23 protein-coding genes are annotated in these 22207 nt (G+C 67.0%); 9 read left to right on the plus strand and 14 right to left on the minus strand.

Annotation, left to right across the window (positions count from 1 at the left end; translation table 11 throughout):
* Window positions 1-22 precede the first annotated feature (22 nt).
* The 13 genes from phnE (BLS34_RS00675) to phnG form a co-directional block, all read right to left on the minus strand.
* On the minus strand, window positions 23-874 hold the full coding sequence (phnE, locus tag BLS34_RS00675) for a phosphonate ABC transporter, permease protein PhnE (RefSeq protein ID WP_093147453.1): 852 nt from the start codon (window positions 872-874) through the stop codon (window positions 23-25).
* Window positions 871-1809 (minus strand): phosphonate ABC transporter, permease protein PhnE, encoded by a 939-nt coding sequence (phnE, locus tag BLS34_RS00680; RefSeq protein ID WP_211228865.1) that lies wholly within the window; start codon window positions 1807-1809, stop codon window positions 871-873. The genes phnE (BLS34_RS00675) and phnE (BLS34_RS00680) overlap by 4 nt, the downstream gene beginning before the upstream one ends.
* Before the next feature lie 78 nt (window positions 1810-1887).
* Window positions 1888-2826, minus strand: coding sequence for a phosphonate ABC transporter substrate-binding protein (phnD, locus tag BLS34_RS00685; RefSeq protein WP_093147455.1), 939 nt, complete (start codon window positions 2824-2826; stop codon window positions 1888-1890).
* Window positions 2827-2892: 66 nt separating this feature from the next.
* Window positions 2893-3717, minus strand: a complete 825-nt coding sequence (gene phnC, locus BLS34_RS00690; RefSeq protein ID WP_093147458.1) for a phosphonate ABC transporter ATP-binding protein — start codon at window positions 3715-3717, stop codon at window positions 2893-2895.
* A gap of 171 nt (window positions 3718-3888) precedes the next feature.
* Window positions 3889-4452, minus strand: a complete 564-nt coding sequence (gene phnN / locus BLS34_RS00695; RefSeq protein WP_093147462.1) for a phosphonate metabolism protein/1,5-bisphosphokinase (PRPP-forming) PhnN — start codon at window positions 4450-4452, stop codon at window positions 3889-3891.
* Between the two features lie 7 nt (window positions 4453-4459).
* Window positions 4460-5095, minus strand: coding sequence for a DapH/DapD/GlmU-related protein (locus tag BLS34_RS00700; protein WP_093147465.1), 636 nt, complete (start codon window positions 5093-5095; stop codon window positions 4460-4462).
* A complete protein-coding gene (locus BLS34_RS00705; RefSeq protein WP_028793149.1) occupies window positions 5095-6240 on the minus strand; it encodes an alpha-D-ribose 1-methylphosphonate 5-triphosphate diphosphatase in 1146 nt (381 codons plus the stop codon). Before BLS34_RS00705 ends, BLS34_RS00700 begins: the two co-directional genes overlap by 1 nt.
* On the minus strand, window positions 6237-6950 hold the full coding sequence (gene phnL / locus BLS34_RS00710; RefSeq protein WP_245701877.1) for a phosphonate C-P lyase system protein PhnL: 714 nt from the start codon (window positions 6948-6950) through the stop codon (window positions 6237-6239). The genes BLS34_RS00705 and phnL overlap by 4 nt, the downstream gene beginning before the upstream one ends.
* A 4-nt stretch (window positions 6951-6954) precedes the next feature.
* A complete protein-coding gene (phnK, locus tag BLS34_RS00715) occupies window positions 6955-7752 on the minus strand; it encodes a phosphonate C-P lyase system protein PhnK (RefSeq protein WP_342664891.1) in 798 nt (265 codons plus the stop codon).
* The gene (locus BLS34_RS00720) at window positions 7749-8744 is read right to left on the minus strand and encodes an alpha-D-ribose 1-methylphosphonate 5-phosphate C-P-lyase PhnJ (protein WP_093147467.1); all 996 of its coding nucleotides are present in this window, start codon (window positions 8742-8744) and stop codon (window positions 7749-7751) included. The genes phnK and BLS34_RS00720 overlap by 4 nt, the downstream gene beginning before the upstream one ends.
* Before the next feature lie 11 nt (window positions 8745-8755).
* Window positions 8756-9865 carry a carbon-phosphorus lyase complex subunit gene (locus BLS34_RS00725; protein ID WP_093147468.1) on the minus strand — a complete coding sequence of 370 codons (1110 nt, stop codon included), beginning with the start codon at window positions 9863-9865 and terminating at the stop codon, window positions 8756-8758.
* Window positions 9866-9868: 3 nt separating this feature from the next.
* The gene (gene phnH, locus BLS34_RS00730) at window positions 9869-10465 is read right to left on the minus strand and encodes a phosphonate C-P lyase system protein PhnH (RefSeq protein ID WP_245701878.1); all 597 of its coding nucleotides are present in this window, start codon (window positions 10463-10465) and stop codon (window positions 9869-9871) included.
* A 2-nt stretch (window positions 10466-10467) separates the two neighbouring features.
* The gene (gene phnG, locus BLS34_RS00735; RefSeq protein WP_028793154.1) at window positions 10468-10950 is read right to left on the minus strand and encodes a phosphonate C-P lyase system protein PhnG; all 483 of its coding nucleotides are present in this window, start codon (window positions 10948-10950) and stop codon (window positions 10468-10470) included.
* Window positions 10951-11061: 111 nt separating this feature from the next.
* On the opposite strand from phnG, the gene phnF reads away from it, so the two are divergent.
* Both phnF and BLS34_RS00745 read left to right on the plus strand, forming a co-directional pair.
* On the plus strand, window positions 11062-11820 hold the full coding sequence (phnF, locus tag BLS34_RS00740; RefSeq protein WP_093147471.1) for a phosphonate metabolism transcriptional regulator PhnF: 759 nt from the start codon (window positions 11062-11064) through the stop codon (window positions 11818-11820).
* A gap of 120 nt (window positions 11821-11940) precedes the next feature.
* Window positions 11941-13242 (plus strand): pentapeptide repeat-containing protein, encoded by a 1302-nt coding sequence (locus tag BLS34_RS00745; protein WP_175474055.1) that lies wholly within the window; start codon window positions 11941-11943, stop codon window positions 13240-13242.
* A gap of 36 nt (window positions 13243-13278) precedes the next feature.
* Here BLS34_RS00745 and BLS34_RS00750 read toward each other — a convergent pair whose 3' ends face one another.
* Complete coding sequence (locus BLS34_RS00750; protein WP_211228866.1) at window positions 13279-14712, minus strand: aldehyde dehydrogenase family protein; 1434 nt, start codon at window positions 14710-14712, stop codon at window positions 13279-13281.
* 219 nt (window positions 14713-14931) lie between these two features.
* Here BLS34_RS00750 and BLS34_RS00755 point away from each other — a divergent pair, with 219 nt between their 5' ends.
* From BLS34_RS00755 to BLS34_RS00785, 7 genes are all read left to right on the plus strand, one after another.
* Window positions 14932-16239 carry an ABC transporter substrate-binding protein gene (locus tag BLS34_RS00755; RefSeq protein WP_215906012.1) on the plus strand — a complete coding sequence of 436 codons (1308 nt, stop codon included), beginning with the start codon at window positions 14932-14934 and terminating at the stop codon, window positions 16237-16239.
* Window positions 16240-16381: 142 nt separating this feature from the next.
* Entirely contained in the window at window positions 16382-17278 is an 897-nt protein-coding gene (locus tag BLS34_RS00760) for a branched-chain amino acid ABC transporter permease (RefSeq protein ID WP_028793158.1), read from the plus strand.
* A 9-nt stretch (window positions 17279-17287) separates the two neighbouring features.
* Entirely contained in the window at window positions 17288-18283 is a 996-nt protein-coding gene (locus tag BLS34_RS00765; protein ID WP_093147477.1) for a branched-chain amino acid ABC transporter permease, read from the plus strand.
* Window positions 18280-19089, plus strand: a complete 810-nt coding sequence (locus tag BLS34_RS00770; RefSeq protein WP_093147479.1) for an ABC transporter ATP-binding protein — start codon at window positions 18280-18282, stop codon at window positions 19087-19089. Before BLS34_RS00765 ends, BLS34_RS00770 begins: the two co-directional genes overlap by 4 nt.
* On the plus strand, window positions 19082-19726 hold the full coding sequence (locus BLS34_RS00775) for an ABC transporter ATP-binding protein (protein ID WP_028793159.1): 645 nt from the start codon (window positions 19082-19084) through the stop codon (window positions 19724-19726). Before BLS34_RS00770 ends, BLS34_RS00775 begins: the two co-directional genes overlap by 8 nt.
* A gap of 38 nt (window positions 19727-19764) precedes the next feature.
* Window positions 19765-20436 (plus strand): hypothetical protein, encoded by a 672-nt coding sequence (locus tag BLS34_RS00780; protein ID WP_093147482.1) that lies wholly within the window; start codon window positions 19765-19767, stop codon window positions 20434-20436.
* The gene (locus BLS34_RS00785) at window positions 20411-22117 is read left to right on the plus strand and encodes a thiamine pyrophosphate-binding protein (protein ID WP_093147483.1); all 1707 of its coding nucleotides are present in this window, start codon (window positions 20411-20413) and stop codon (window positions 22115-22117) included. The genes BLS34_RS00780 and BLS34_RS00785 overlap by 26 nt, the downstream gene beginning before the upstream one ends.
* The last annotated feature ends 90 nt before the right edge of the window (window positions 22118-22207 follow it).

Below are 22207 nucleotides of genomic sequence, written 5' to 3' on the forward strand. Positions count from 1 at the left end.
ATGCCGCGGCACTTTGCGGCGTCTAAAGCTCGCGCTTGCCGATCAACCGCATCCGGATCCACTTGGACAGGGTGTCGATGATCGCCACGGTGAGCAGGATCAGCAGGATAATGAACGCCGCCTGGTCCCAGTACTGCACCTTCATCCGCTCGGAGAGCTGCATGCCGATGCCGCCGGCGCCGACGATCCCGAGGATGGTCGCCGAGCGCGTGTTGCTCTCGAACCAGTAAAGCGACATGGACAGGAACACCGGCATCACCTGGGGCAGGAAGCCGAAGCGATAGCGCTGCATGTGGCTGGCCCCGGTGGACCGCACGCCCTCGATCGGCTTGCGGTCGACATTCTCCACCGCCTCCGAATAGAGCTTCGACAGCGTGCCGGTGTCGCTGACGATGATCGACAGGACGCCGGCCAGCGGCCCCAGCCCCACAGCGCGCACGAAGACCAGGGCCCAGATCAGCGTGTCGACCCCGCGCAGCAGATCGAGGAAGCGGCGGACGATGTGGTGGACGAATCGGTTGGGCACCACGTTCTTGGCGGCGACGAAGCCGAGCACGATGGCGAACAGCGAGGCGATGGTGGTGCCGAGCAGGGCCATGCCCACGGTCTCGGCGAGGCCGATCAGGATGCCGCTGAAATCCCAGGTCAGGAAATCCTTCCAGATCACCATGCTGTAGAGCACGTGCCCCATCTTGTGCAGTCCGCCGAACAGCCGCTCGAACGTGATGTCGAAGGCCCAGACGCAGAAGGCGAAATAGGCGATCATGCCGACGGCCAGGGCGCGCCGACCCCAGACCAGCCGGGTCGGCTCATGGAAGACGTCGGGGAAGCGTTCGGCCGCGGCGCGGATGTCGGCGTCGGAGACACTGGTCATGCGAGGTTCTCCCGGACGAGGTTCTCGCGGCCGATGAAGCGGTGACGCACGCGCTCTGAGATCAGATCGACGCAGGTCACCGTAGCGACGATCAGCAGTACCAGCGCGCTCACCTCTTCGTAGAAGTTGAAGTTGATGACGTAATAGAGCTCCTGGCCGACACCGCCGCCGCCGACGAAGCCGATGATCGAGGAGGCGCGGATATTGATCTCGAAGCGCAGCAACGTGTAGCTGACGAAATTCGGCAGAACCTGCGGCACCACGCCGTGACGGATCTCGTCGAACCAGGAGCCGCCGGAGGCGCGGATGCCCTCCATCGGTTTGGTGTCGACGTTCTCGTTCACCTCGGAGAACAGTTTGCCCAGGGCGCCCGCCGAGTGGATGGCAATGGCGACGATGCCGGCCAACGGGCCGATGCCGAAGGCCCAGACGAAGGCGATGGCGAAGATCACCTCGGGCACGCCGCGGCAGAATTCCATGTAGCGCCGGCACAGGAAGTAGACCCAGCCGTTCGGCGCGAGGTTGCGGCTCGCCGGGAAGCACAGGACGAAGCCGCCGAACGCGCCGAAGATCGTCGCGAACAGCGCCATGTTGATGGTCTCGGCAAGGAGCTGGAGATATTTCGGCAGGTTGAAATACCAGTAGGCGATAGAGCCCTCGGTCTTGGTGCCCGCGAACAGCAGCGCCGGGTCGAGGACCGGCAGGATGTCGTAGATGTAGTCGCCGATCTTCGGCACGCCGGCGGCCAGTTTGTCCGGATAGAAATTGGAGATGTAGACCGCGGCGGCCAGGGCCAGGACGAACAGGCCGCCATAGAGCAGCGTGGCCGCACGACGTGAGCGTTCCAGCTCGGCCCGGTGACGCTCGAACACGTCCGCCGGATCATGGCCGTCGGGAATCCGGATGCTCTTGGGGTCGGCGTGGCCGTTGCTCACGAGGCCGGCTCCGAAACGTTGAAAACGGGGGAGGCGGGCGAAGCGCCGATGCCCTTCGCCCGCCGGGATGATCGGCGATCAGCCGCGGCGCGAGGCCAGCAGCTCGCGGCGCATCTCGATGATCGGCTTGTAGAAGTCGTGGCCGATCGGCTGGAAACCGTTGATCTTGCCGCCGGCGACAGCCTCGGCGCAGTCGCGGTCTTCAAGCGGCAGATTGACCAGGATGCCGCGCATCAGGTCCTTCAGCTCCTGCGGGACGTCCTTGCGGATGACGCGCGGACCGTTGGTGATCAGGTTCGACTGCCAGATGATCCGGATGTCGTCCATGTTCAGGGCGCCCTTGTCGACCATCTTGCGCAGGTTGCCGCGGGAGTAGCCCTTGGATTTCTCGCCGACACCCGACGTCCAGGTGACACCCGCGTCATACTGATCGTTCAGCACGGCGACGACGGCCTGCTCGTGACCGCCGCCGAAACCGGTCTTGGAGAAGAACTCCTTCGGGTCGTAGCCCTGGCTCTTCAGCTCGTAGGCCGGCACGAGATAGCCAGAGGTGGAGTTCGGATCGGCGAAGGCCAGGGTCTTGTCCTTCAGGTCGTCCAGCGACTTGTAGGGGCTGTCGGCGCGGACATACATGACCGAGTAGTAGCCGAGCGAGCCGTCGACCTGCTCGGTGGTGACCAGCGGCTCGACCGCGTCCGGCTCTTGAATGGAGATGCCGGCATAGCCCGACGAGCCGAGACCGGCATATTCCAGGTTGCCTGAGATCAGGCCCTGCATGACGCCGGCATAGTCGGAGGCGGGATAGAGCTCGACCGGCACGCCCAGGCGGGTTTCCAGGTGGTCCTTGAAGCAGGCGTAGTTCTTCAGCCGGTCGGCCTCATTCTCGCCGCCGAGGATGCCGACGCGGAACACCGGCACCTGCTCGCGCCAGTCGTCGGCGGCCAGGACGTCGGTCGAAACGGAGGTCGCCAGGGCCGCCATGCCGGCAGCAGCGAGCAGAATGCGACGTGCGATCATTGCCTTGTCTCCTTGAGGGCAGGATTTCTGGGAACGCGGATGCGTGGGGGCGGCGGGCGGGTGCGGTCAGGCGACCGCGGCCCGGCGCGGCTCGGCCCCGTCGTCGGGGGAGCCGAGAGAGGAGGAGGTCACGCTCTCGCTGAGCGCTTCGTCCAAACCGTCGACGCCGTAGATCTCGCGGGCGGCGTCTGTGGTCAGCGAGTCCGGGGTGCCGTCGAACACCACACGTCCCGCCTGCATGCCGATGATGCGGTCGCAATAGGCGCGGGCGGTGTCGAGCGTGTGGAGGTTGCAGACGACGGTGATCCCTTCCTCTTTGTTGATCGCGCGCAGGGCGTCCATCACCACCGCGGCGTTGCGGGGATCGAGCGAGGCGATCGGCTCGTCGGCGAGCAGGATGCGGGGTTCCTGCATCAGGGCGCGGGCGATGGCGACACGCTGCTGCTGGCCGCCGGACAGGGTGTCGGCGCGCTGCAGCGCCGTCTGGGCCATGTCGAGCCGGTCGAGGGCGTAGATCGCCATCGCCCGCTCGGCCAGGGAAAACCGTTTGAGCATGCTGTCGAGGAAGCCGTGATAGTTCAGGCGGCCGAGCAGGACGTTGGTGATCACGTCGAGGCGGTTCACCAGATTGAACTGCTGGAAGATCATCGAGCAGCGGGCCCGCCAGGCCATCAGGTCGCGGCCCTTCAGCGTGCTGACTTCCTGACCTTCGAAGGTGATGCTGCCGCCGGTCGGTTCGGCCAGCCGGTTGATCAGGCGCAGCAGGGTCGACTTGCCGGCGCCGGAGCGGCCGATCACCCCGACCATCTGGCCGTTCGGGATCTGCAAGGACACGTCGTCTACCGCCCGAACCGTGCCGAAGTGCTTGTCGAGATGGTGGATCTGCAGCATTGCGAGCCCCGCGTTTTGTGAACGGAAAGCACCGCCACGCCGGGGCCGGCGGCGGGGCGGAGATCACGCTGTTCAATGTGTGCAGGGAGGTGGATACGCGTGGCCGGCAAAACGCCCGTGACAGCCCTGTTAAGTTTCAGAGAGGTCCGGGTGACGGTTTGATGACGGCCGTCAGCCGGTGAGGGATGCCGCGGCGTCCAGGGCGGCGAGGAAACGGGCGACCGCCGTCTCAACCGTATCGTCGTTGACCACCTGGAAGACGTTCGGCCCGGAGACAGGGACGGCGGCGGCGCGGGCGACCCGGGCGTCGATCTGCTCGGCGGTCTCTCGCCCACGGGCGGCCAGGCGGTGGCGCAGCACGGCCTCGGGCACCGACAGGCTGACCACGGCGGTCGGCGGGAAGCGGTCGCGGGCCTCGGCGATCACCGAGCGCGACACGTTCACCACCACCGAGGTGCCGCGCGCCAGGTGGTCGGCAATCGCGGTCGGCACGCCGTAGAACAGCTCGTGGGCGCCCCAGGACAGGGCATAGGCGCTCGCCGCCTGCCGGCTCTTGAAGGTGGCGGTGTCGACGGGATTATGGTCCTCGCCGCCGGCCTTGGCCGGGCGGGTGATGTCGCGTTGGGGGAAGTGAAAGCGGGGATCGTCCGCCAGCGCCGCCTTGGCCGCGTCGATCAGCGTGTCCTTGCCGGACCCGGACGGTCCGACGACCAGGATGAGCGTGCCGCGTGCCATTCGACCGTCAGACCGCGTATTTGTCGGCAAAGGCCTCTGCCTCGAGCGACCGGAAGTCCTCCATGCGCTCGCGCAGCAGGTCGTGGCTCCAGTCCCACCAGGCGATCGCGCGCAGCTTCTCCTCCGCCGCCTCCGACACCCGGCGGCGCAGGACGCGGGCCGGGTTGCCGACGACGATGGTGTAGGCCGGCACGTCCTTGGTGACGATGGCGCCGGAGCCGATGATGGCACCGTCGCCGACGCTCACCCCAGCCATGATCACCGCGCCGTGGCCGATCCAGGTGTCATGGCCGATGGTGCAGTGATGGTCGCGGCGCCAGTCGAAGAACTCTCCGTCATCCTCGCCCAGGTCGTAGGAGGCCGAGCGGTACATGAAGTGGTGCAGGCTGGCCCGCCAGTGCGGGTGGTTGCCCGGGTTGATGCGGGTGTGGGAGGCGATGTTCGCGAACTTGCCGACCGTGGTGTAGATGATCTGGCTGTCGGAGACGACGTAGCTGTAGTCGCCGAAGCTGCTCTCCATCACGCTGGTGCGCGCACCGACCTCGGTCCAGGCGCCGAAGGTGCTGTCCTGCACATGGGCCTCAGGATGGATCAGCGGGCCGTCGGCTTTCAGCTTCTTCGGGCTCGGTTTCAGGGCGTCCATCACAGCACCCGCATCCCTTCGCGCCAAACCCGCCGTACCGCCGGCACCCCGTCCGGCAGGGCCCTGAAGCGCACCAAGTCGGCGCGCTTACCCGAAGCGATCCGGCCCCGGTCGTCCATGCCCACCATATCCGCGGGATTGCCGGTGACCGTCGCCAGCGCCTTCGGGAGCGCGATGCCGTGCTGGCTGGTCAGCAGCAGCGCGCCGTGCAGCAGGCTCGCCGGCACGTAGTCGCTGGACAGGGCGTCGAGTACGCCGGCCTCGGCCAAGTCGCCGGCAGAGACGTTGCCGGAATGGGAGCCGCCGCGGACCACGTTCGGCCCGCCCATGATGGTGCGCAGGCCCTTGGCGTGGGCCGCCTTGGCGGCTTCCATGGTGGTGGGGAACTCGCTGATGGTCAGGCCCATCTCCGCCGCTTCGTCGACATGCTCGACGGTGGCGTCGTCATGGCTGGCGATCGGATAGCCGGCCTCGCGCGCCATTTCCACCAGGATCCGGCGGTGCTTGTCGGAATACAGCGCCTGGGCCTCCTTGCGGTCGATGATCATCTGCTCGAAGGCGGCATCGTCCAGGTGGTGGCGGCCCTTGTAGTAGACCCGCAGCTTTTCCAGGTTCACGAACTGGCGCTGGCCGGGGGTGTGGTCCATGAGCGAGACCAGCTTCACCAGCGGGTCGTTCTTAAACGGCTCGAACAGGGTCAGGACGTCCTTGTGCGCCACCTCGCAGCGCATGTGCAGGTGGTGGTCGGCGCGCAGCAGCCCGTCGGCCCGGAAGGCGTGGATCGCCTCGGAGGATTCCCGCACCAGATAGTCGCGCACGTCTTCGCTCAGCGTGCCGCCGACGGCGATGGCGTCGAGCACGGTGGTGATGCCGGAGGCGACCACCTGGGCGTCATGGGCGAGCAGGGCCGAGGAGGTCGGCCATTTGACCTTCGGGCGCGGCTGGACGTGCTTCTCCAGGTTGTCGGTATGCAGCTCCACCAGCCCGGCGCAGAGGTAGTCGCCCTCCAGGTCCTCGGCGGCCGTGGTGCCGGTGCCGCCGTTGCTCACATCGGCGATGCGGCCGTTCTCGATGCGGAGGGTGCCGTGGACGATCTCGTCGTCGAGAACGATCTGCGCGTTGGTCAGGGTGAGGGCGTGGTTCATGCGGCCTGTCTCGCTTCGGTGACGTCGTAGGACCGGGTGCCGACGGCGGCGCGCACCTCGGCATCGTGGAAGATCCCGATGATCGCGGCGCCGCGGCCCTTGGCCTCGTTGATCAGCGCGATCACGGTCTCGCGGTTGTCCTTGTCCAGCGAGGCGGTCGGCTCGTCCAGCAGCAGAATCGGGTAGTCCTGCACGAAGGTCATGGCGATGTTCACCCGCTGCTGCTCGCCGCCGGAGAAGGTGGAGGGCGGCAGCGACCAGAGCGCCTCGGGAATGCGCAGACGGGCGAGGATCGTTTCGGCGCGCTTGCGGGCGGCCTCCTCGGTCAGGCCCTGTCCGATCAGCGGCTCGCTGACCAGATCCAGGGTCGCGACGCGTGGGATCACCCGCAGGAACTGGCTGACATAGCCCAGCGTGTCGCGGCGGACCTCCATGATCTGGAACGGGCGGGCGGCGCAGAGATCGACCCAGGCCTCGCCGTGGCGCACGTAGATCGACCCCGCCTGCGGCTTGTAGTTGGCGTAGAGCGAGCGCAGCAGGGTCGATTTGCCGGAGCCGGAGGGACCGGCGAGGATCACGCATTCGCCCTGGCGGGCGGTGAACTCCACCTTCTCGAACACGTCGATCTTCACCCCGCCCTGATTGTGCAGGACGAAATGCTTCGACAGGCCCTGGGCATGGAGCATCACGGTGTCGTCGAACTGGGTCATGGCATCACACCGGAAGGATCGAGGAGACGAGGAGCTGGGTGTAGGGGTGCTGCGGGTCGTCGAGCACCTGGTCGGTCAGGCCGCTCTCCACCACGTTGCCACCCTTCATCACCATCAGCCGGTGCGACAACAGCCGCACCACGCCGAGATCGTGGGTCACGATCACGCAGGCGATGCCGAGGGTCCGCACCAGGCCGCGCACCAGGTCGAGCAGGCGGGCCTGCACCGACACGTCGAGGCCGGAGGTCGGCTCGTCCATGAACACCAGCCGCGGCTTGGTCACCAGGTTGCGGGCGATCTGCAGGCGCTGCTGCATGCCGCCGGAGAAGGTGTGCGGCATGTCGTCGATACGGCCGATATCCATCTCCACCCGCTCCAGCCAGTCGACCGCCTCCGACCGGATATGGCCGTAATGCCGGTCGCCGATCGCCATCAGCCGCTCGCCCACATTGGCGCCGGCGGAGACCCGCATGCGCAAGCCGTCGCGCGGGTTCTGATAGACGATGCCCCAGTCGGTGCGCATCAGCAGACGTCGGCGCGCCTCGCTCATGCGGAACAGGTCGATCAGCCCGGCGTCGCGGGTCTCGTATTCCACCGAGCCTTCGGTCGGCTCCATCTGGCCGGAGACGCATTTCAGCAGGGTGGTCTTGCCGGAGCCGGACTCCCCGACGATGCCGAGCACCTCGCCCGGATACAGGTCGAAGGACACGTCGCGGCAGCCGATATGCGGGCCGTAGCGATGGGTCAGCCCGCGCACCTGCAGCAGCGGGTCGGGCATCCGGAAAGCGGGGGCGGCGGTCATTGCTTGTCTCCTGCGGGCTCGTCTCCTGCGGGCTCGTCTCCTGCCGGCGCGTCTCCTGCGGGGATCTGGTTGCGCGCGGCATAGGCGGGGTCGCCGCCGTCGCCCACATGGCCGGCCTCGCGGCGCTGCTCGCAGTAGTCGCTGTCGGAGCAGACGTACATCTTGCCGCCCTTGTCGTCGGTCACGACCTCGTCCAGGTAGCTGTCGCCGGCGCCGCAGAGCGCGCAGCACTGGTCCCAGGTCTCGATGGTGAAGGGGTGATCCTCGAAATCCAGAGACTTCACCCGTGTATAGGGCGGCACCGCGTAGATCCGCTTCTCCCGCCCGGCGCCGAAGAGCTGCAGGGCCGGCATCCGGTCCATCTTCGGGTTGTCGAATTTCGGGATCGGGCTCGGTGACATCACGTAGCGGCCGTTCACCTTGACCGGGTAGTTGTAGGACTTGGTGATGCGGCCGTACTTGGCGATGTCCTCGTAGAGGCTCACATGCATCGCGCCGTATTCCTCCAGCGCATGCATCTTGCGGGTCTCGGTCTCGCGCGGCTCCAGCCAGCGCAGGGGTTCCGGGATCGGCACCTGATAGACCAGGATCTGATCCTCGCTCAGCGGCGTCTCCGGGATGCGATGGCGGGTCTGGATCACCGAGGCCTCCACCGTCTTCTCCGTCGTCGCCACGCCGGCGGTCTTGGCGAAGAAGCTGCGGATGTTCACGGCGTTGGTGGTGTCGTCGGCGCCCTGGTCGATGACCTTCAGGGTGTCGTCCGGTCCGATCACGGCGGCGGTGACCTGGATGCCGCCGGTGCCCCAGCCGTAGGGCAGCGGCATCTCGCGCGAGCCGAAGGGCACCTGATAGCCGGGGACGGCCACGCCCTTGAGGATCGCGCGGCGGATCATCCGCTTCGTCTGCTCGTCCAGATACGCGAAGTTGTAGCCGGTCGCGGCGCGCGTCTCGGCGGCGGCGGTGCGGCTCGGGTGGTCGATCACGTCAGCCATTCTTCTAATCCTCATTCCGCCGCGTCGGAGACGGTGTCGCTGTCTTCCGCGCGTTGCTCGAACGCTTTGCGCAGGGCCCGCACGGTGACCAGCTCGGCCTGGAAGTCGACGTAGTGCGGCAGCTTCAGGTGCTGCACGAAGCCGGACGCCTCCACATTGTCGGAATGGGCCATGACGAACTCCTCGTCCTGGGCCGGGGCGTCGATGTGTTCGTCGAACTCGCGCGCCCGCAACGCCCGGTCGACCAGCGCCATGGACATCGCCTTGCGCTCGCAATGGCCGAAGGTCAGGCCGTAGCCCTGGGTGAACTGCGGCGGCTGGGTGGCCGAGCCCTTGAACTGGTTGATCATCTGGCACTCGGTCACGGTGATCTCGCCGATCTCGATCGGGAAGCCGAGCTCCTCCGGCGCGAATTCGACCGCGACCTCGCCCATGCGGATCTCGCCGGCGAAGGGGTGGTTGTTGCCGTAGCCGCGCTGGGTCGAGTAGCCGAGCGCCAGCAGGAAGCCCTCGTCGCCGCGCGCCAGGTTCTGCAATCGGGCGGCACGCTCGGCCGGATAGCGCGGCGAATTGCGGGTCAGATCGACGACCGGGGCGTTCGGATGGTCCGGCTGCTCGGTCTCGATCAGGCCTTCGTAGTTCAGGATTTCGGTGACCCTGGGCATGCCGCCTTCGACGGGCGCCTCGGCGATCTCGGCGGCCGGCCGGTTGTCGCCGGCGGCCAGCGCGAAATCGAGCAGCCGGTGGGTGTAGTCGAAGCTCGGCCCCAGCACCTGGCCGCCCGGCAGATCCTTGTAGGTGGCGGAGATCCGGCGGCGCACGTTCATCTCGGCGGTGTCGATCGGCTCGCCGTCGCCGAAACGGGGCAGGGTGGTGCGGTAGGCGCGCAGCAGGAAGATCGCCTCCTGCAGATCGCCGCGTGCCTGCTTGATCGCCAGCGCGGCCAGTTCGGGATCGTAGAGCGAGCCCTCGGTCATCACCCGGTCGACGGCGAGGCTCATCTGCTCGCGGATCTGATCGAGGCTGAGCTCCGGGACCTTGGGGTTGCCCCGGCGCTCCTCGGCCAGCAGCTTCTGGGAATTCGCGATGGCCTTCTCGCCACCCTTGACGGCGACATACATGGCTCAGGCCTCCGTGACGGTGGTGGTGCGGGGCAGGGCGGCGAGCGTGGCGCCGTCCACCAGGATCAGGTCGATACCGCAGGGGAACAGAACCCCGTTCTCCATCCACTCGCGCCAGACCCCGGATCGCAGGCCGGAGACGGCGAGGCGGTGGGTGTCCTCGATGCCGGGGCCGCTCAGGGTGAGACCGTCGCCGGCCGCAAGCCCGACGGTCTGGACGATCACCGTGGTCGAGGTCTCCGGATAGGCGTCGTCGCCGATCGCGAAGCCGCCAAGCGACGGCAGTTTGGCAGCCGAGGCGATGGCGAAGGCGGCCTTGGCGCGGTCGTCGACGATCGGGCAGCCACAATGGAACTTCATGAAGGTCTCCGCCGCCTGGGAGCGCAGGTCCGGCGCGATCCACAGGGGCGTGTCCTGATCCACCAGGGCGAGGCAGACCGCCGCGGTAGCCGGCGCCAGCGGGGCGGGGGGGTCTTCTAGCAGGGCGAGGGTCCGCAGCCTGCCGGGCCGCGCCATGGCGTCGAGCACGGCGCGGAACGTCGCCTGGGAATCGAGGACCGGGTCGCGGAAGCCCGGCTTGATGTCGGTCATCGGCGCCATGGTCAGCTCTCCCGCACGAGGGTGAAGAAATCGACCTTGGTCGATGCCGCCTTCTGGCCGCGTTCCCGCTTCGCCGCGTCCTGGCGCAGACTCAGCGGAGCGATTACCGCCCGTTCCAGCGCCTCGCGGCGCGACGGGGTCTGCATGATGGCGTCGACCACCGCTGCCAGCTCGGCGTGGCGCTTGTTGCGGCCCATGACGTAGCCGAAGCCGACAGCCCCATAGTCGAGCTGCACGGCGCAGCGGGTGACGGTCACCTCGCCGATGTTGAAGCGAGCACCGGTGCCGCCGGCGCGGCCGCGGGCCATGACCATGCCGACCTCCGGCGCGCGGATCACCGTCCAGGCCGGCTTGGAGGGCAGGTTGTTCCAGAGCGAATCCAGATCGCCGAACTCCGCCTTGGCGAGGGCGGACATCCAGCGCTGGCGCGCGCGGCGTTCCGCACTTTGTTCCGGGGAGCAGGCTGTGGGGCGTTTCGAGGTCATCGACGAATTTCCAATTTGTCTAGACATCCAGACTTATTGAGCGCAATATGATCAACAAATCCGTGGCTGTAAAGCCGTCGATGATTAAGCTTTCGTGACGGGAGGACCTGCGTGACCGCGATCGATCGGGATTCCGGACTGGCGGTTTGGCGGCAGATCGAGGAGACGCTCGCCGAGGAGATCCGCAGCCGTCGCTGGACGGAGGGCCAGCGGCTGCCGACGGAGGCGGAACTGTCGCAGCGCTTCGGCGTGAACCGCCACACCCTGCGCCGGGCGGTCTCGGCCCTGGTCGACCGCGGGCTGGTGCGGGTGGAGCAAGGGCGCGGCGCGTTCGTACGCGAGAACGTGCTGGAATACCTGGTCGGACAGCGCACCCGGTTCACCGAGAACGTCCGCCGCGCCAACCGGTCGGCCAGCGGCCGGCTGCTGTCCTTCAAACGGATGCGGGCGTCGAAGGATGTGGCCGAGGTTCTGCGGCTGACCCCGGGGACCGCGGTCCTGCAGGTGGAGACGGTCAATCAGGTGGATGATCGGCCTCTGTCCGTCGGTGCCCACTGGTTTCCGGCGAAACGATTCCCGGATTTCCAGGAGGTCTACGACGCCACCCACTCCATCACCCGGGTGATGGAACATCACGGCATCCCGAACTATGCCCGCGCCGTGACCAAGGTGACGGCCCGCATGCCGGATGTGACCGAAGCCGAGGTGCTGGGACAACCGCGCAACCGTCCCGTGCTTTACGTCGAGGCGGTTAATGTCGATCCCGACGGTGTCCCGGTTCAGCTGTCCCATGTGAGATATGCCGCAGACCGCTTCCAGATGGTGTTCGAAACTCTCTCCGAAGGCGCCAAGTACTTTGAAGGCGACTGAAAATGTCTGCAGTGCTGCAGGTTATGCGGTACAGTAAAAGATAGCGTATCCTCGGCCGGATACCCGAAGATGCGCGATCCGGCCACAGCCGGGGATAGTAGGGATCCAAGGAGAAGGCGCTTGGCATTCGACCCAAGCAATGTGGACTGGAAACTCGCCGACATCATCAGGAAGCATGTCAACTTCCTGAACAACTATGGTGACGGCAAGCGGGCGGACCTGCGCGGTTATCAGCAACGGGGCGCGCTGCTGAACGGTGTGGACCTTCGCCGCGCGCTCATCAGCAACGCCGATTTCCGCGGCGCCCAGTTCGTCGGCGCCAACCTCTCGGAGGCTTCGCTCGCCGGCACGCAGCTCCGCGCGGCGGACCTGACCGGGGCGAAGCTGGTGAAGACCGATTTCCGCGGGGCCGACCTGGAACAGGCCCGCCTTTCCTCCGCCGACCTGACCGACGCCGATTTCCGGTCCACCAAGATCGGCGCAAAGAAGGGCGAGGAGACGGTCACCAATCTCGGCGGCGCCGACCTGGAGAATGCCCGGGCCGTGCGCACCAATCTGGGCCGTGCCAACATGATGGGCGTCACGGCGAGCGGCGCGCATTTCGACGGCTGCACCATGGACGCGACCAACCTGAAGGGCGCGATCCTGACCGGTGCCACCTTCGAGAATTCCAGCCTGCGTGGCGCCAATCTGCAGGACGTGAACTTCGCCGACGCCCGGCTCGCCAATACCGACCTGACCGGGGCCGACCTGCGGTCCTGCCACCTCGACGGTGCGGACATGTCCGGCGCCGACCTGTCCGACTGCGTGATCGCCTCGGACATGGAGGCATTGGACGCCGACGTGCGCGACTTGCTGGTCCGGCATTTCGCCTGGATCAGTTCCGGTGGCCGCAAGGGCGCGCCGGCCGATTTCTCCGGCCGTAACCTGGAGGGCGTGAACTTCTCCGGCGCCGATCTGTCGGCGGCGGATTTCACCGGTGCCAATCTGAACCGCGCCAACCTGCGGCGCTGCTCGTTCCGATTCACCAAGTTCACCACCGCCAGCCTCGCCGGCGCGCAGATTCAGCGCAGCGACCTGCGCGGCGCCAATTTCCGCAACGCCATCCTCGACGAGGCCAATTTCCAGGCGGCCGTGCTGACACCGATGCGGGTGGTCGATCCACGCTCGGGGGAGGAGAAGGGGATCTGGGCGGCGGACCTGTCCGGGGCCAAGGCGACCGGCGCCAATTTCCAGCGCGTCGATTTCACGTCGGCCAACCTGTCGGGGGCGGTGCTGGACGGCTGCGACCTGTCCCACGCACACCTAGCCGAGTGCACGATCGACGGGACCAGTTTCGAGAATGCCAATCTGGACCGCACCCGGATGCCGTCGGCCGAGACGGAGGCGGCCCAGGATACGGCTGCGGCCGACGCCCACTGACGCCGGCCGCTCCGTAACGAAGGGGGTCGGGAAGCCTTACGGCTGGATGTAGGCGGTCTTCACCGTGGTGTAGAACTCCGCGGCGTAGCGGCCCTGCTCGCGCGGACCGTAGCTGGAGCCCTTCCGGCCGCCGAACGGCACGTGATAGTCGACGCCCGCCGTCGGCAGATTGACCATGACCATGCCGGCCTCGGCGTTCCGCTTGAAGTCGCTGGCGAGTTTCAGCGACGTCGTGGCGATGCCGGAGGACAGGCCGAAGCTGGTGTCGTTGGCGACGGCCAGGGCCTCGTCGTAGTCCTTCACCCGGATGACCGACGCCACCGGACCGAAGATCTCCTCGCGGTTGATCCGCATGTCGTTCGTGGTCTCGGTGAACAGGGCCGGCTTCATGTAATAGCCGTCCTTCGAGAGCGTCAGGCGGTCGCCGCCGATCAGCTTCGCGCCTTCCTTGCGGCCGATCTCCAGGTAGTCCATGTCCTGCTTGAGCTGGTTCTCGTCGACCACCGGACCGATCTCGGTGCCCTCGGCGAGCGCATCGTCGACCTTGAGGGTGCCGATGCGGTCGGACATCGCCTTGACGAACTTGTCGTGGATGCCTTCCGTGACGATCAGGCGCGAGGACGCGGTGCAGCGCTGGCCGGTGGAGAAGAAGGCGCTGTTGACCGCGCAGTTAACCGCGACATTGAGATCGGCGTCGTCGAGCACGACGAACGGGTTCTTGCCGCCCATCTCGAGCTGCACCTTGGCCAGACGGCCCGCGCAGGTCGCCGCCACGTGCTTGCCGGTCTCCACCGAGCCGGTGAAGCTGATGGCACCGAGCGCGTCGGCGTTGAGGATCGCCTCGCCGACGACGGAGCCGCGGCCCATCACCAGGTTGAACACACCCTCCGGCAGGCCGGCGCGCGACAGGATCTCGGCCAGCGCCCAGGCGCAGCCCGGGACCAGATCGGCCGGCTTGAACACCACGCAGTTGCCGTAAGCCAGGGCCGGGGCGATCTTCCAGGCCGGGATGGCGATCGGGAAATTCCACGGCGTGATGATGCCGACGATGCCGACCGGCTCGCGGGTGATCTCGACCTCGACGCCCGGCCGCACGCTGGCGAGCTTCTCGCCCTGGATGCGCAGGGCCTCGCCGGCGAAGAACTTGAAGATCTGCGCCGCACGGGTCGCCTCGCCGATGCCTTCCGGCAGGGTCTTGCCTTCCTCGCGGGAGAGCAGGCGGCCGAGTTCCTCGCGCCGCGCCATGATCTCGTTGCCGACGAACTCCAGGACGTCGTAGCGCTGCTGCGGCGTGGAGCGATTCCAGCCATGGGCCGCCGCCTTGGCGGCATCGACGGCTGCGGCGACCCCGGTGGCGTCGGCCTGCGCATAGCTGCCGATGACGTCCTTCAGATCGGACGGATTCACGTTGTCCTTGGCGGTGGCGCCGTCGGTCCATTTGCCACCGATATAGTTCTGCTGCACGCCCATGTGCTTTCTCCCTTCAGGGGTTCAGAAGCATTTGGGAGACTGAGGTAACCCTCCGGCCGGGCCCATGCAAGCGGTCCTCTACGTTGCATCGCAGCGAAGAGCATGGTTACCCTTGCACGAACCGCGGCCTCGCGGAGCCGAGAAGACGGGCGATACGACCCCGCTTCCGCGACGCCGATTCCGTAACGGGCTTCACCGTTTGAGAGAGGGAAAGATCGCATGAAACCAATGAGATATGCTGGTGTTGTTGGCGCCGGCCTGGCTGCTGCGTTTGCGCTGTCCGCGCCGGCGTCGGTGGCGGCGAAGGACACCGTGTCGCTCGGAATCGTTGCGTTCCTGTCCGGTCCGGCGGCGGGTCCGTACGGCGTTCCCGGGCGCAATGGCGCCGAGATGGTAATCGAGGCCATCAACAAGGGAACGCTTCCCGCACCCTACGACACCAAGGGGTTTGCAGGCGCGACCGTGGAGGCCGAGTACATCGATGAATCCGGCGGCAACACCAAGCAGGTCTCCGAGTACCGCAACCTGGTACAGAAGCGCGAGGTCGACGCGGTCGTCGGCTACGTGTCCTCCGGATCCTGCGCGGCCATCGCGCCGGTCGCCGAGGAACTGCAGAAGCTGACGGTCATGGCGGTCTGCGGCACGCCCCGGATCTTCGAGGAAGCGCCGCGCGAGTACGTGTTCCGGACCATGAGCCACGCCACGGCCGACAACATCGCCGCGGCGCATTACGTCAAGGAGATGATGCCGGACGTGAAGTCCTACACCGGCATCAACCAGAACTACGCCTGGGGGCAGGACAGCTGGCGCGACTTCTCGCTGGCCATGACCGACGTCATGCCGGACGCCAAGGTCTCCGACAAGCCGCAGTTCCCGAAGATCTTCGCCGGCCAGTACGGGTCGGAGATCTCGGCGCTGTCGCTGGACGACGCCGAGCTGGTGCATTCCTCGTTCTGGGGCGGCGATTTCGAGGCCTTCATCCTGCAGGCGACGCCGCGCGGCTTCTTCCAGCAGAAGAAGGTGGTGCTCACCGTCGGCGGCGTCAGCGCCTACCGGCTCGGCAAGCGCCTGCCGGACGGCGTGGCGATCGGCAGCCGCGGTCCGTACGGCATCCTGGTCCGCGACCGCGACACGCCGCTGAACACCTGGTTCGTCGAGACCTACAAGGAAGCCTATGGCGAGTATCCGTCGGGTGCGGCCTATCAGTACGCCCAGGCGATTCTCGCCACCAAGATCGCCTATGACAAGGCGGCCGAGGCGGCCGGCTCGTTCCCGGACGAGAAGCAGGTGCGCGACGCGCTGACCGGGTTGGAGTTCGAGAGCTTCGCGGCGCCGGTGAAGATGGCGCTGGGCAACGGGCACCAGGCGATCACCGAGCACATGTACGGCATCGTGCAGTGGAACGAGGATGCCGGCGAGCTCGGCCTGCGCGACGTGAAGGTCTATCCGGCCGAATGCGTCATGCCGCCGGCCGACAAGACCAGCGTCGAGTGGATCGAAGCCGGCATGCCGGGCGCCAAGTGCTGAGCGCCTGATCAAGCGGCCTGACTCTGCCGCCTGATTTTACAGCGCGAGTGACGGCGCCCGGCGCCGTCACTCTTTCGTTGGATCCTTTGTCTCACCGCCGGCGGCCCCGGATTTCGTGGCAGCCCCGGCCGGGTATCGTCCTATGAACCTAGCACTGACAATTCTGGTCGAGGGATTGGGCTACGCGTCCTATCTGTTCATCGTCTCGCTCGGCCTGACGATCATCTTCGGGGTGCTGAAGATCCTGAACGTCGCCCACGGGGCGTTCTACGCCTGGGGGGCCTATTCCTGCGCCTTCCTGATCGGCGAGCTCTCGACCATGGGAGTGTCCGACCTCGGCACCATGATCGCGATCCCGATCGCCGCCCTGGTGGTCGGCGTGGTGCTCGGCTCGGCCATCGAGCGGACCATCATCCGCAACCTTTACGGCCGCGACGAGGTGATCATCGTGCTGGCGACCTTCGGGCTGTTCCTGGTGCTGGAGGACGTCATCCTGCTGGTGTTCGGCGTCGACCCGTATTTCGCGTTCCAGCCGACCCTGGCGATGCCGGGCGTGCAGATCGGCGGCATCTACCAGGACGGCTACAAGCTGACGATGATCGCCCTCAGCCTCGTCGTCGGGCTGATCTCCTGGATCGTCCTGAACCGCACCCATTGGGGCAAGCTGGTCTCCGCGATCATCTTCGACAGCGAGCTCGCCGTCGCCATGGGCGTCAACGTGCGCCGCGTCTTCTACGTCGTCTTCGTCGCCGGCGCGGTGCTCGGCGCGTTGGGCGGGGCCTATATCGCGCCGACGATCTCGGTCTCCCCCGGCTTCGGCGTCGAGGTCATCGTGCTGTCCTTCGCAGTGGTGGTGATCGGCGGCATGGGCAGCATCGGCGGTGCCGCCATCGGGGCGCTGATGGTCGGCCTGCTGCGCGCCTACGCGGTGCTGCAATGGCCGGAGATCGAGCTGTTCGTGGTCTATGCCGTCATGGCCGCGGTCCTGATCTTCCGCCCGGAGGGCCTGTTCGCCCCCGCCAAAGCCCGCAAGATCTGAGGGCCCGAGATGACACAGTTCATGGACCGCACCGTGATCGGCCTCACCCTCGGTTTCGCCCTTGTCGCCCTGCTCGGCGTTTTCGTTCTGCCGGACTGGCTGATGAGCCAGGTCCTGATCGCCTTCTCCCGCGCGCTCGCCGTGCTCGGCCTCGTCGTGCTGTGGCGCACCGGGCTGATCTCCTTCGGTCACGCCCTGTATTTCGGCCTCGGCGCCTATACGGTGGCGATGCTCGGCAAGGATCTCGGCGTGACCGAGGTATTGATCACCCTGCCGGCCGCGGGGCTGGTGGCGGCGGTCGTCGGCTTCGCGCTCGGCTTCATCATCCGCAAATACCGCGAGATCTTCTTCGCCATGCTGAACCTCGCCTTCTCCATGGTGCTGTTCGGCATCCTGGTGAAGACCGAGGCGCTCGGCTCGACCGACGGGTTCAGCGTCGAGCAGCCGACCCTGTTCGGCATCGGGACGGAGGACTCGACCGTCAAGCTGACAGTGCTGTTCCTCGCGGTCTGCACCGTCGGCTGGCTCTCCGCCGTGCTGGTGCACCGCTATCTGGGCTCGGTCCTGGGCAGCCTGACCACGGCGGTGCGCGACAACGAGATCCGCGTCGAGTATCTCGGCTACTCGGTGGCTCAGGCGATCCACGGCAAATACGTGATGTCGGCTGCGCTGACCGGCCTCGCCGGCGGATTCACGGCCCTGGCGCTCGGACAGGTCGATCCGGAATCGATGGTGAACTGGACCGTCTCGGGCGAGCTGGTCTTCGTGACCGTGCTGTCCGGGCCGGGCAGCGTGGCGGCACCCTTCATCGGCTCCCTGCTGTTCGAACTGCTGCGGACCTACGCCTTCGAACTGGTGCCCTATGCCTGGCAGCTGATCGTCGGCGGTACCCTGCTGGCCGTGATCTTCTTCCTGCCGGGCGGCCTGTGGTCCCTGATCTCCAAGCTCGGCGGCCGTGACCGGGCGGCACAGCCGGGCGGTAACCGGGGGGAGGGCGAGCGATGACCGCCATTCTGGAGGCGAGCGGCCTCAACAAGACCTTCGGCGCGGTGACGGCGGCCAAGGACATCAACATCGCCGTCGCCCGCGACGAGATCGTCGGCATCATCGGCGCCAACGGGGCCGGCAAGACCACCTTCGTGAACATGGTCACCGGCTGGCTGACGCCGACATCGGGGGCCATCCGGTTCGACGGCCGGGACATCACCGGCCTCGCGCCGCGCCGGATCACCCGGCTGGGCATCTGCCGGTCGTTCCAGGTGGCCCAGGTGTTCATGACCGCCACCGTGTTCGACAACCTGATGATCGCGCTCGGCATCGCCGACAGCCACGGACTGGCGGTGCTGAAGCCGTTGCGCCTGGCCGAGCGCGAGGCGCGGGCGGACGCGATCCTGCGGCGCTACCGGATCCACGAGTACCGCGACCAGGTCGCCAGCACGCTGCCCCAGGGCATCCGCAAGCTGCTCGACATTGCCATGGCCATGGTGGCCGAGCCGAAGATCCTGCTGCTGGACGAGCCGACCTCCGGCATCTCGGTGGAGGAGAAGTTCGGCCTGATGGACATCGTCATGTCGGCGCTGAAGGAGGACGGGGTGACCGTGCTGTTCGTCGAGCACGACATGGAGATCGTCGAGCGCTATGTCGGCCGGGTGCTCGCCTTCTATCAGGGCGAGATCATCTGCGACGCGCCGCCGGCGCAGGCGCTGATCGACCCCAAGGTCATCGAATTCGTCATCGGCGACGAGCCGCAGGGGCAGGCGATGCGCGAGCGGGCCGGACTGGCTCCGGCGGGGGAGGGGAGCGATGCTTGACGTTCAGGGGCTCGATGTCGATATCGGCCCGATCCCGATCCTGCGGCAGGTCTCGCTGCAGGTGCCGACCGGGGCCATGTGCGGGCTGATCGGCCGCAATGGGGCGGGCAAGACCACTTTCATGCGCAGCGTCATGGGCCTGCTGGCCGCCTCGGCCGGCAGCATCGGCTTCGACCACCACGATCTGGTCAAGGTGGCCGACTTCAAGCGTGCGCATTTCGGAATTGGTTACATGCCGGAGGACCGCAAGCTGGTGCCGTCCCTGACGGCCGAGGAGAACATCCTGCTGCCGGTCTGGTCGACCGAGATCCCCGATGCCGAGGACCGGCTGGCCTGGGTCTACAAGCTGATGCCGGAAGTCGCGGATTTCCGGGCGCGCGCATCCACCAGCCTGTCCGGCGGGCAGCAGAAGCTGGTGGCCCTGGCCCGCGCGCTGATGGTGGGCGAGCGGCTGCTGCTTCTGGACGAGCCGACCGAGGGCATCGCGCCGGTTCTGGCGCGGCGAATTGTCGAGGTTCTATCGGATTTGAAACAAGAGGGGTTGTCGGTCCTCATCGCCGAGTCCAACGATACACATCTGCACGGTCTGCTCGATCGCACCTACGTGATCGAACGCGGGAGCGTGCAGGACCAGTGATTGATAACGAAGACCGCAAGGGTCTCAGGGAGGAAGCGATGTCGAGAACGGGGTACAAACTCCGCCACATCGTCGATCGGCTGGCTCCGGGGGCGGCGTATTTCGAGCCCCTGCCGGCACTCAACCGCGTTCTGTACTGCCGCGAGGGATCCTTCGCGGTGGTCGGCAAGGAAGACGAGACGGTCGGCGAGGATCGGGCCTGGTTCGGGTCCGGCAGCGTCACGGTACAGGCGGGGGACGACGGCGCGGTGATCTGGCGCTACGAGCTGGCGGACAGCGGCTCGCCGGCGAAGATGGCCGCCGGCACCGGAGTTTCGTCGGTGCTCACGCTTGAATCCGAGATCGAGGGGCCCGATCCCTCCGGCGACTGGATCCTGCGCTGCGACGGGGTCAAGTTCCCGATGGGCGGCCAGGCGTTCTCGCATATCCACCAGGGTCCGGGCATCCGCTGCCTGCGCGAGGGTAAGATCCGGATCGAGACGGCGGGCCGGACCAGGGAATACCAGCCGGGCGACGCCTGGTTCGAGCCGGGGCCGGAGCCGGTCTTCGCCCAGGCCTGCTCGGAGCGCTGCACCTCGTTCGTGCGCGTCATGGTGCTGCCCGCCGAGCTGCGTGGTAAGAGCTCCATCCAATACGTCAATCCGGACGACATCGATAAACCTAAGTCACAGCGGTACCAGCATTATGTCGACGAACCCATCGAGCACTGAGCAACGACGCAACGCCGGCAAGATCGGCGGTCACATCCTGGTTGAGAGCCTGCGCGCCCATGGCGCCGATCTCGCCTTCGCGGTCCCGGGCGAGAGCTATCTCGCCGTGCTCGACGGTCTGGTCGACGCGCCGGAGATCAAGACGATCGTGTGCCGCCAGGAAGGCGGGGCCGCGATGATGGCCGAGGCCTATGGCAAGCTGACCGGCAAGCCGGGCATCTGCATGGTCACCCGTGGACCGGGCGCCACCAATGCCAGCGCCGGCGTCCACATCGCCATGCAGGACAGCACCCCGATGATCCTGCTGGTCGGCCAGGTCGGCCGCGAGATGTTCGACCGGGAGGCGTTCCAGGAGCTCGACTACCGCCGCATGTTCGGCCAGATGGCCAAGTGGGTGGCGCAGATCGACGATCCGGCCCGCATTCCCGAGTACGTCAGCCGCGCGTTCCATGTCGCCACCTCCGGCCGACCGGGACCCGTGGTTCTGGCGCTGCCCGAGGACATGCTCACCGAGCGGGCGGAGACCGGCGATTTCGACCGCTACAAGCGCACCGAGCCCCATGTGGGCGCGGAGGACATGGCCCGGTTCCGCGAGCTGTTGGCCAAGGCGAAGACGCCGCTGGTGATCATCGGCGGCGGCGGCTGGGATGAGGGTGTTGCCGCCGACGTGGCGCGCTTCGCCGAGGCCAACAATCTACCGGTCGGCGCCTCGTTCCGTTGCCAGGATTATCTCGACAACCGGCACCCGAACTATGTCGGCCATGTGGGCATCGGCATCGATCCGAAGCTCGGTGCCCGGGTCCGGGACTCCGACCTTCTGATCGTGGTCGGCTCCCGCCTGGGCGAGATGACCACCAGCGGCTACACGCTGCTCGACATCCCGCGGCCGCGCCAGGGCCTGGTCCATGTCCATGCCGGCTCCGACGAGCTCGGTCAGGTCTACCAGGGCGACCTGCTGATCAACGCCAGCCAGCGCAGCTTCTTCAAGGCGGCCGCCGACCTGGAGCCGGTGGACAGCTCGGCCTGGGCCGAGGACACCAAGGTCGCGCGCTCGGAGTACGAGGCGACCCGCACCGTGCTGCACGGCCCGGGCGACGTGCAGATGGCCGAGATCGTGAAGTATCTCGACGAGATGCTGCCGGAGGATTCGATCATCACCAACGGCGCCGGCAACTACGCCACCTGGGTGCACCGCTACTACGGCTACAAGGCGTGGCGCAGCTGCCTGGCGCCGACCTGCGGCTCCATGGGTTACGGGGTGCCGGCGGGCGTGGCGGCGAAGCTGGTGCATCCGGAGCGCACGGTGATCTCGTTCAACGGGGACGGCTGCTACATGATGCACGGCCAGGAGCTGGCCACGGCGGTGCAGTACGGCGTGAACACCATCTTCATCGTGGTGAACAACGGCATGTACGGCACCATCCGCATGCACCAGGAGCGCGAGTATCCGGGGCGTGTCAGCGCTACGGGGCTGAAGAACCCGGATTTCGCCGCCCTGGCGCGCGCCTACGGGGCGCATGGCGAGACGGTGACCCGCACCGCCGACTTCGCCCCGGCCTTCGAGCGGGCCAAGGCGGCGGGCACGCCGGCCCTGATCGAGATCCAGGTCGATCCGGAAGCCCTCACCATCGCCAAGTCGCTGTCCTCGATCCGCGAGACCGCCCTGGCGGCGGGGCTGTAACTTCCTATCTCTTCTACATCATCGCGGTGAACCCCGGGCGCTACCCGGGGTTCGGCCGGGACAGGGTACAGAACAGCTCAGCAAGATCCC

Source organism: Thalassobaculum litoreum DSM 18839, assembly GCF_900102465.1.
GTDB lineage: Bacteria > Pseudomonadota > Alphaproteobacteria > Thalassobaculales > Thalassobaculaceae > Thalassobaculum > Thalassobaculum litoreum.

Bases quoted from the DNA above. Each gene is read 5' to 3' on its own strand.
- BLS34_RS00705 (WP_028793149.1), bottom strand. From the start codon at position 6,240: ATGAACCACGCCCTCACCCTGACCAACGCGCAGATCGTTCTCGACGAC.
- BLS34_RS00700 (WP_093147465.1), bottom strand. From the start codon at position 5,095: ATGGACGCCCTGAAACCGAGCCCGAAGAAGCTGAAAGCCGACGGCCCG.
- phnK (WP_342664891.1), bottom strand. From the start codon at position 7,752: ATGACCGCCGCCCCCGCTTTCCGGATGCCCGACCCGCTGCTGCAGGTG.
- phnG (WP_028793154.1), bottom strand. From the start codon at position 10,950: ATGACCTCGAAACGCCCCACAGCCTGCTCCCCGGAACAAAGTGCGGAA.
- BLS34_RS00765 (WP_093147477.1), top strand. From the start codon at position 17,288: ATGACACAGTTCATGGACCGCACCGTGATCGGCCTCACCCTCGGTTTC.
- BLS34_RS00780 (WP_093147482.1), top strand. From the start codon at position 19,765: ATGTCGAGAACGGGGTACAAACTCCGCCACATCGTCGATCGGCTGGCT.
- phnE (WP_093147453.1), bottom strand. From the start codon at position 874: ATGACCAGTGTCTCCGACGCCGACATCCGCGCCGCGGCCGAACGCTTC.
- phnD (WP_093147455.1), bottom strand. From the start codon at position 2,826: ATGATCGCACGTCGCATTCTGCTCGCTGCTGCCGGCATGGCGGCCCTG.
- phnL (WP_245701877.1), bottom strand. From the start codon at position 6,950: ATGACCCAGTTCGACGACACCGTGATGCTCCATGCCCAGGGCCTGTCG.
- BLS34_RS00770 (WP_093147479.1), top strand. From the start codon at position 18,280: ATGACCGCCATTCTGGAGGCGAGCGGCCTCAACAAGACCTTCGGCGCG.
- phnN (WP_093147462.1), bottom strand. From the start codon at position 4,452: ATGGCACGCGGCACGCTCATCCTGGTCGTCGGACCGTCCGGGTCCGGC.
- BLS34_RS00720 (WP_093147467.1), bottom strand. From the start codon at position 8,744: ATGGCTGACGTGATCGACCACCCGAGCCGCACCGCCGCCGCCGAGACG.
- BLS34_RS00775 (WP_028793159.1), top strand. From the start codon at position 19,082: ATGCTTGACGTTCAGGGGCTCGATGTCGATATCGGCCCGATCCCGATC.
- BLS34_RS00785 (WP_093147483.1), top strand. From the start codon at position 20,411: ATGTCGACGAACCCATCGAGCACTGAGCAACGACGCAACGCCGGCAAG.
- BLS34_RS00750 (WP_211228866.1), bottom strand. From the start codon at position 14,712: ATGGGCGTGCAGCAGAACTATATCGGTGGCAAATGGACCGACGGCGCC.
- phnC (WP_093147458.1), bottom strand. From the start codon at position 3,717: ATGCTGCAGATCCACCATCTCGACAAGCACTTCGGCACGGTTCGGGCG.
- BLS34_RS00760 (WP_028793158.1), top strand. From the start codon at position 16,382: ATGAACCTAGCACTGACAATTCTGGTCGAGGGATTGGGCTACGCGTCC.
- BLS34_RS00725 (WP_093147468.1), bottom strand. From the start codon at position 9,865: ATGTATGTCGCCGTCAAGGGTGGCGAGAAGGCCATCGCGAATTCCCAG.
- BLS34_RS00755 (WP_215906012.1), top strand. From the start codon at position 14,932: ATGAAACCAATGAGATATGCTGGTGTTGTTGGCGCCGGCCTGGCTGCT.
- phnH (WP_245701878.1), bottom strand. From the start codon at position 10,465: ATGGCGCCGATGACCGACATCAAGCCGGGCTTCCGCGACCCGGTCCTC.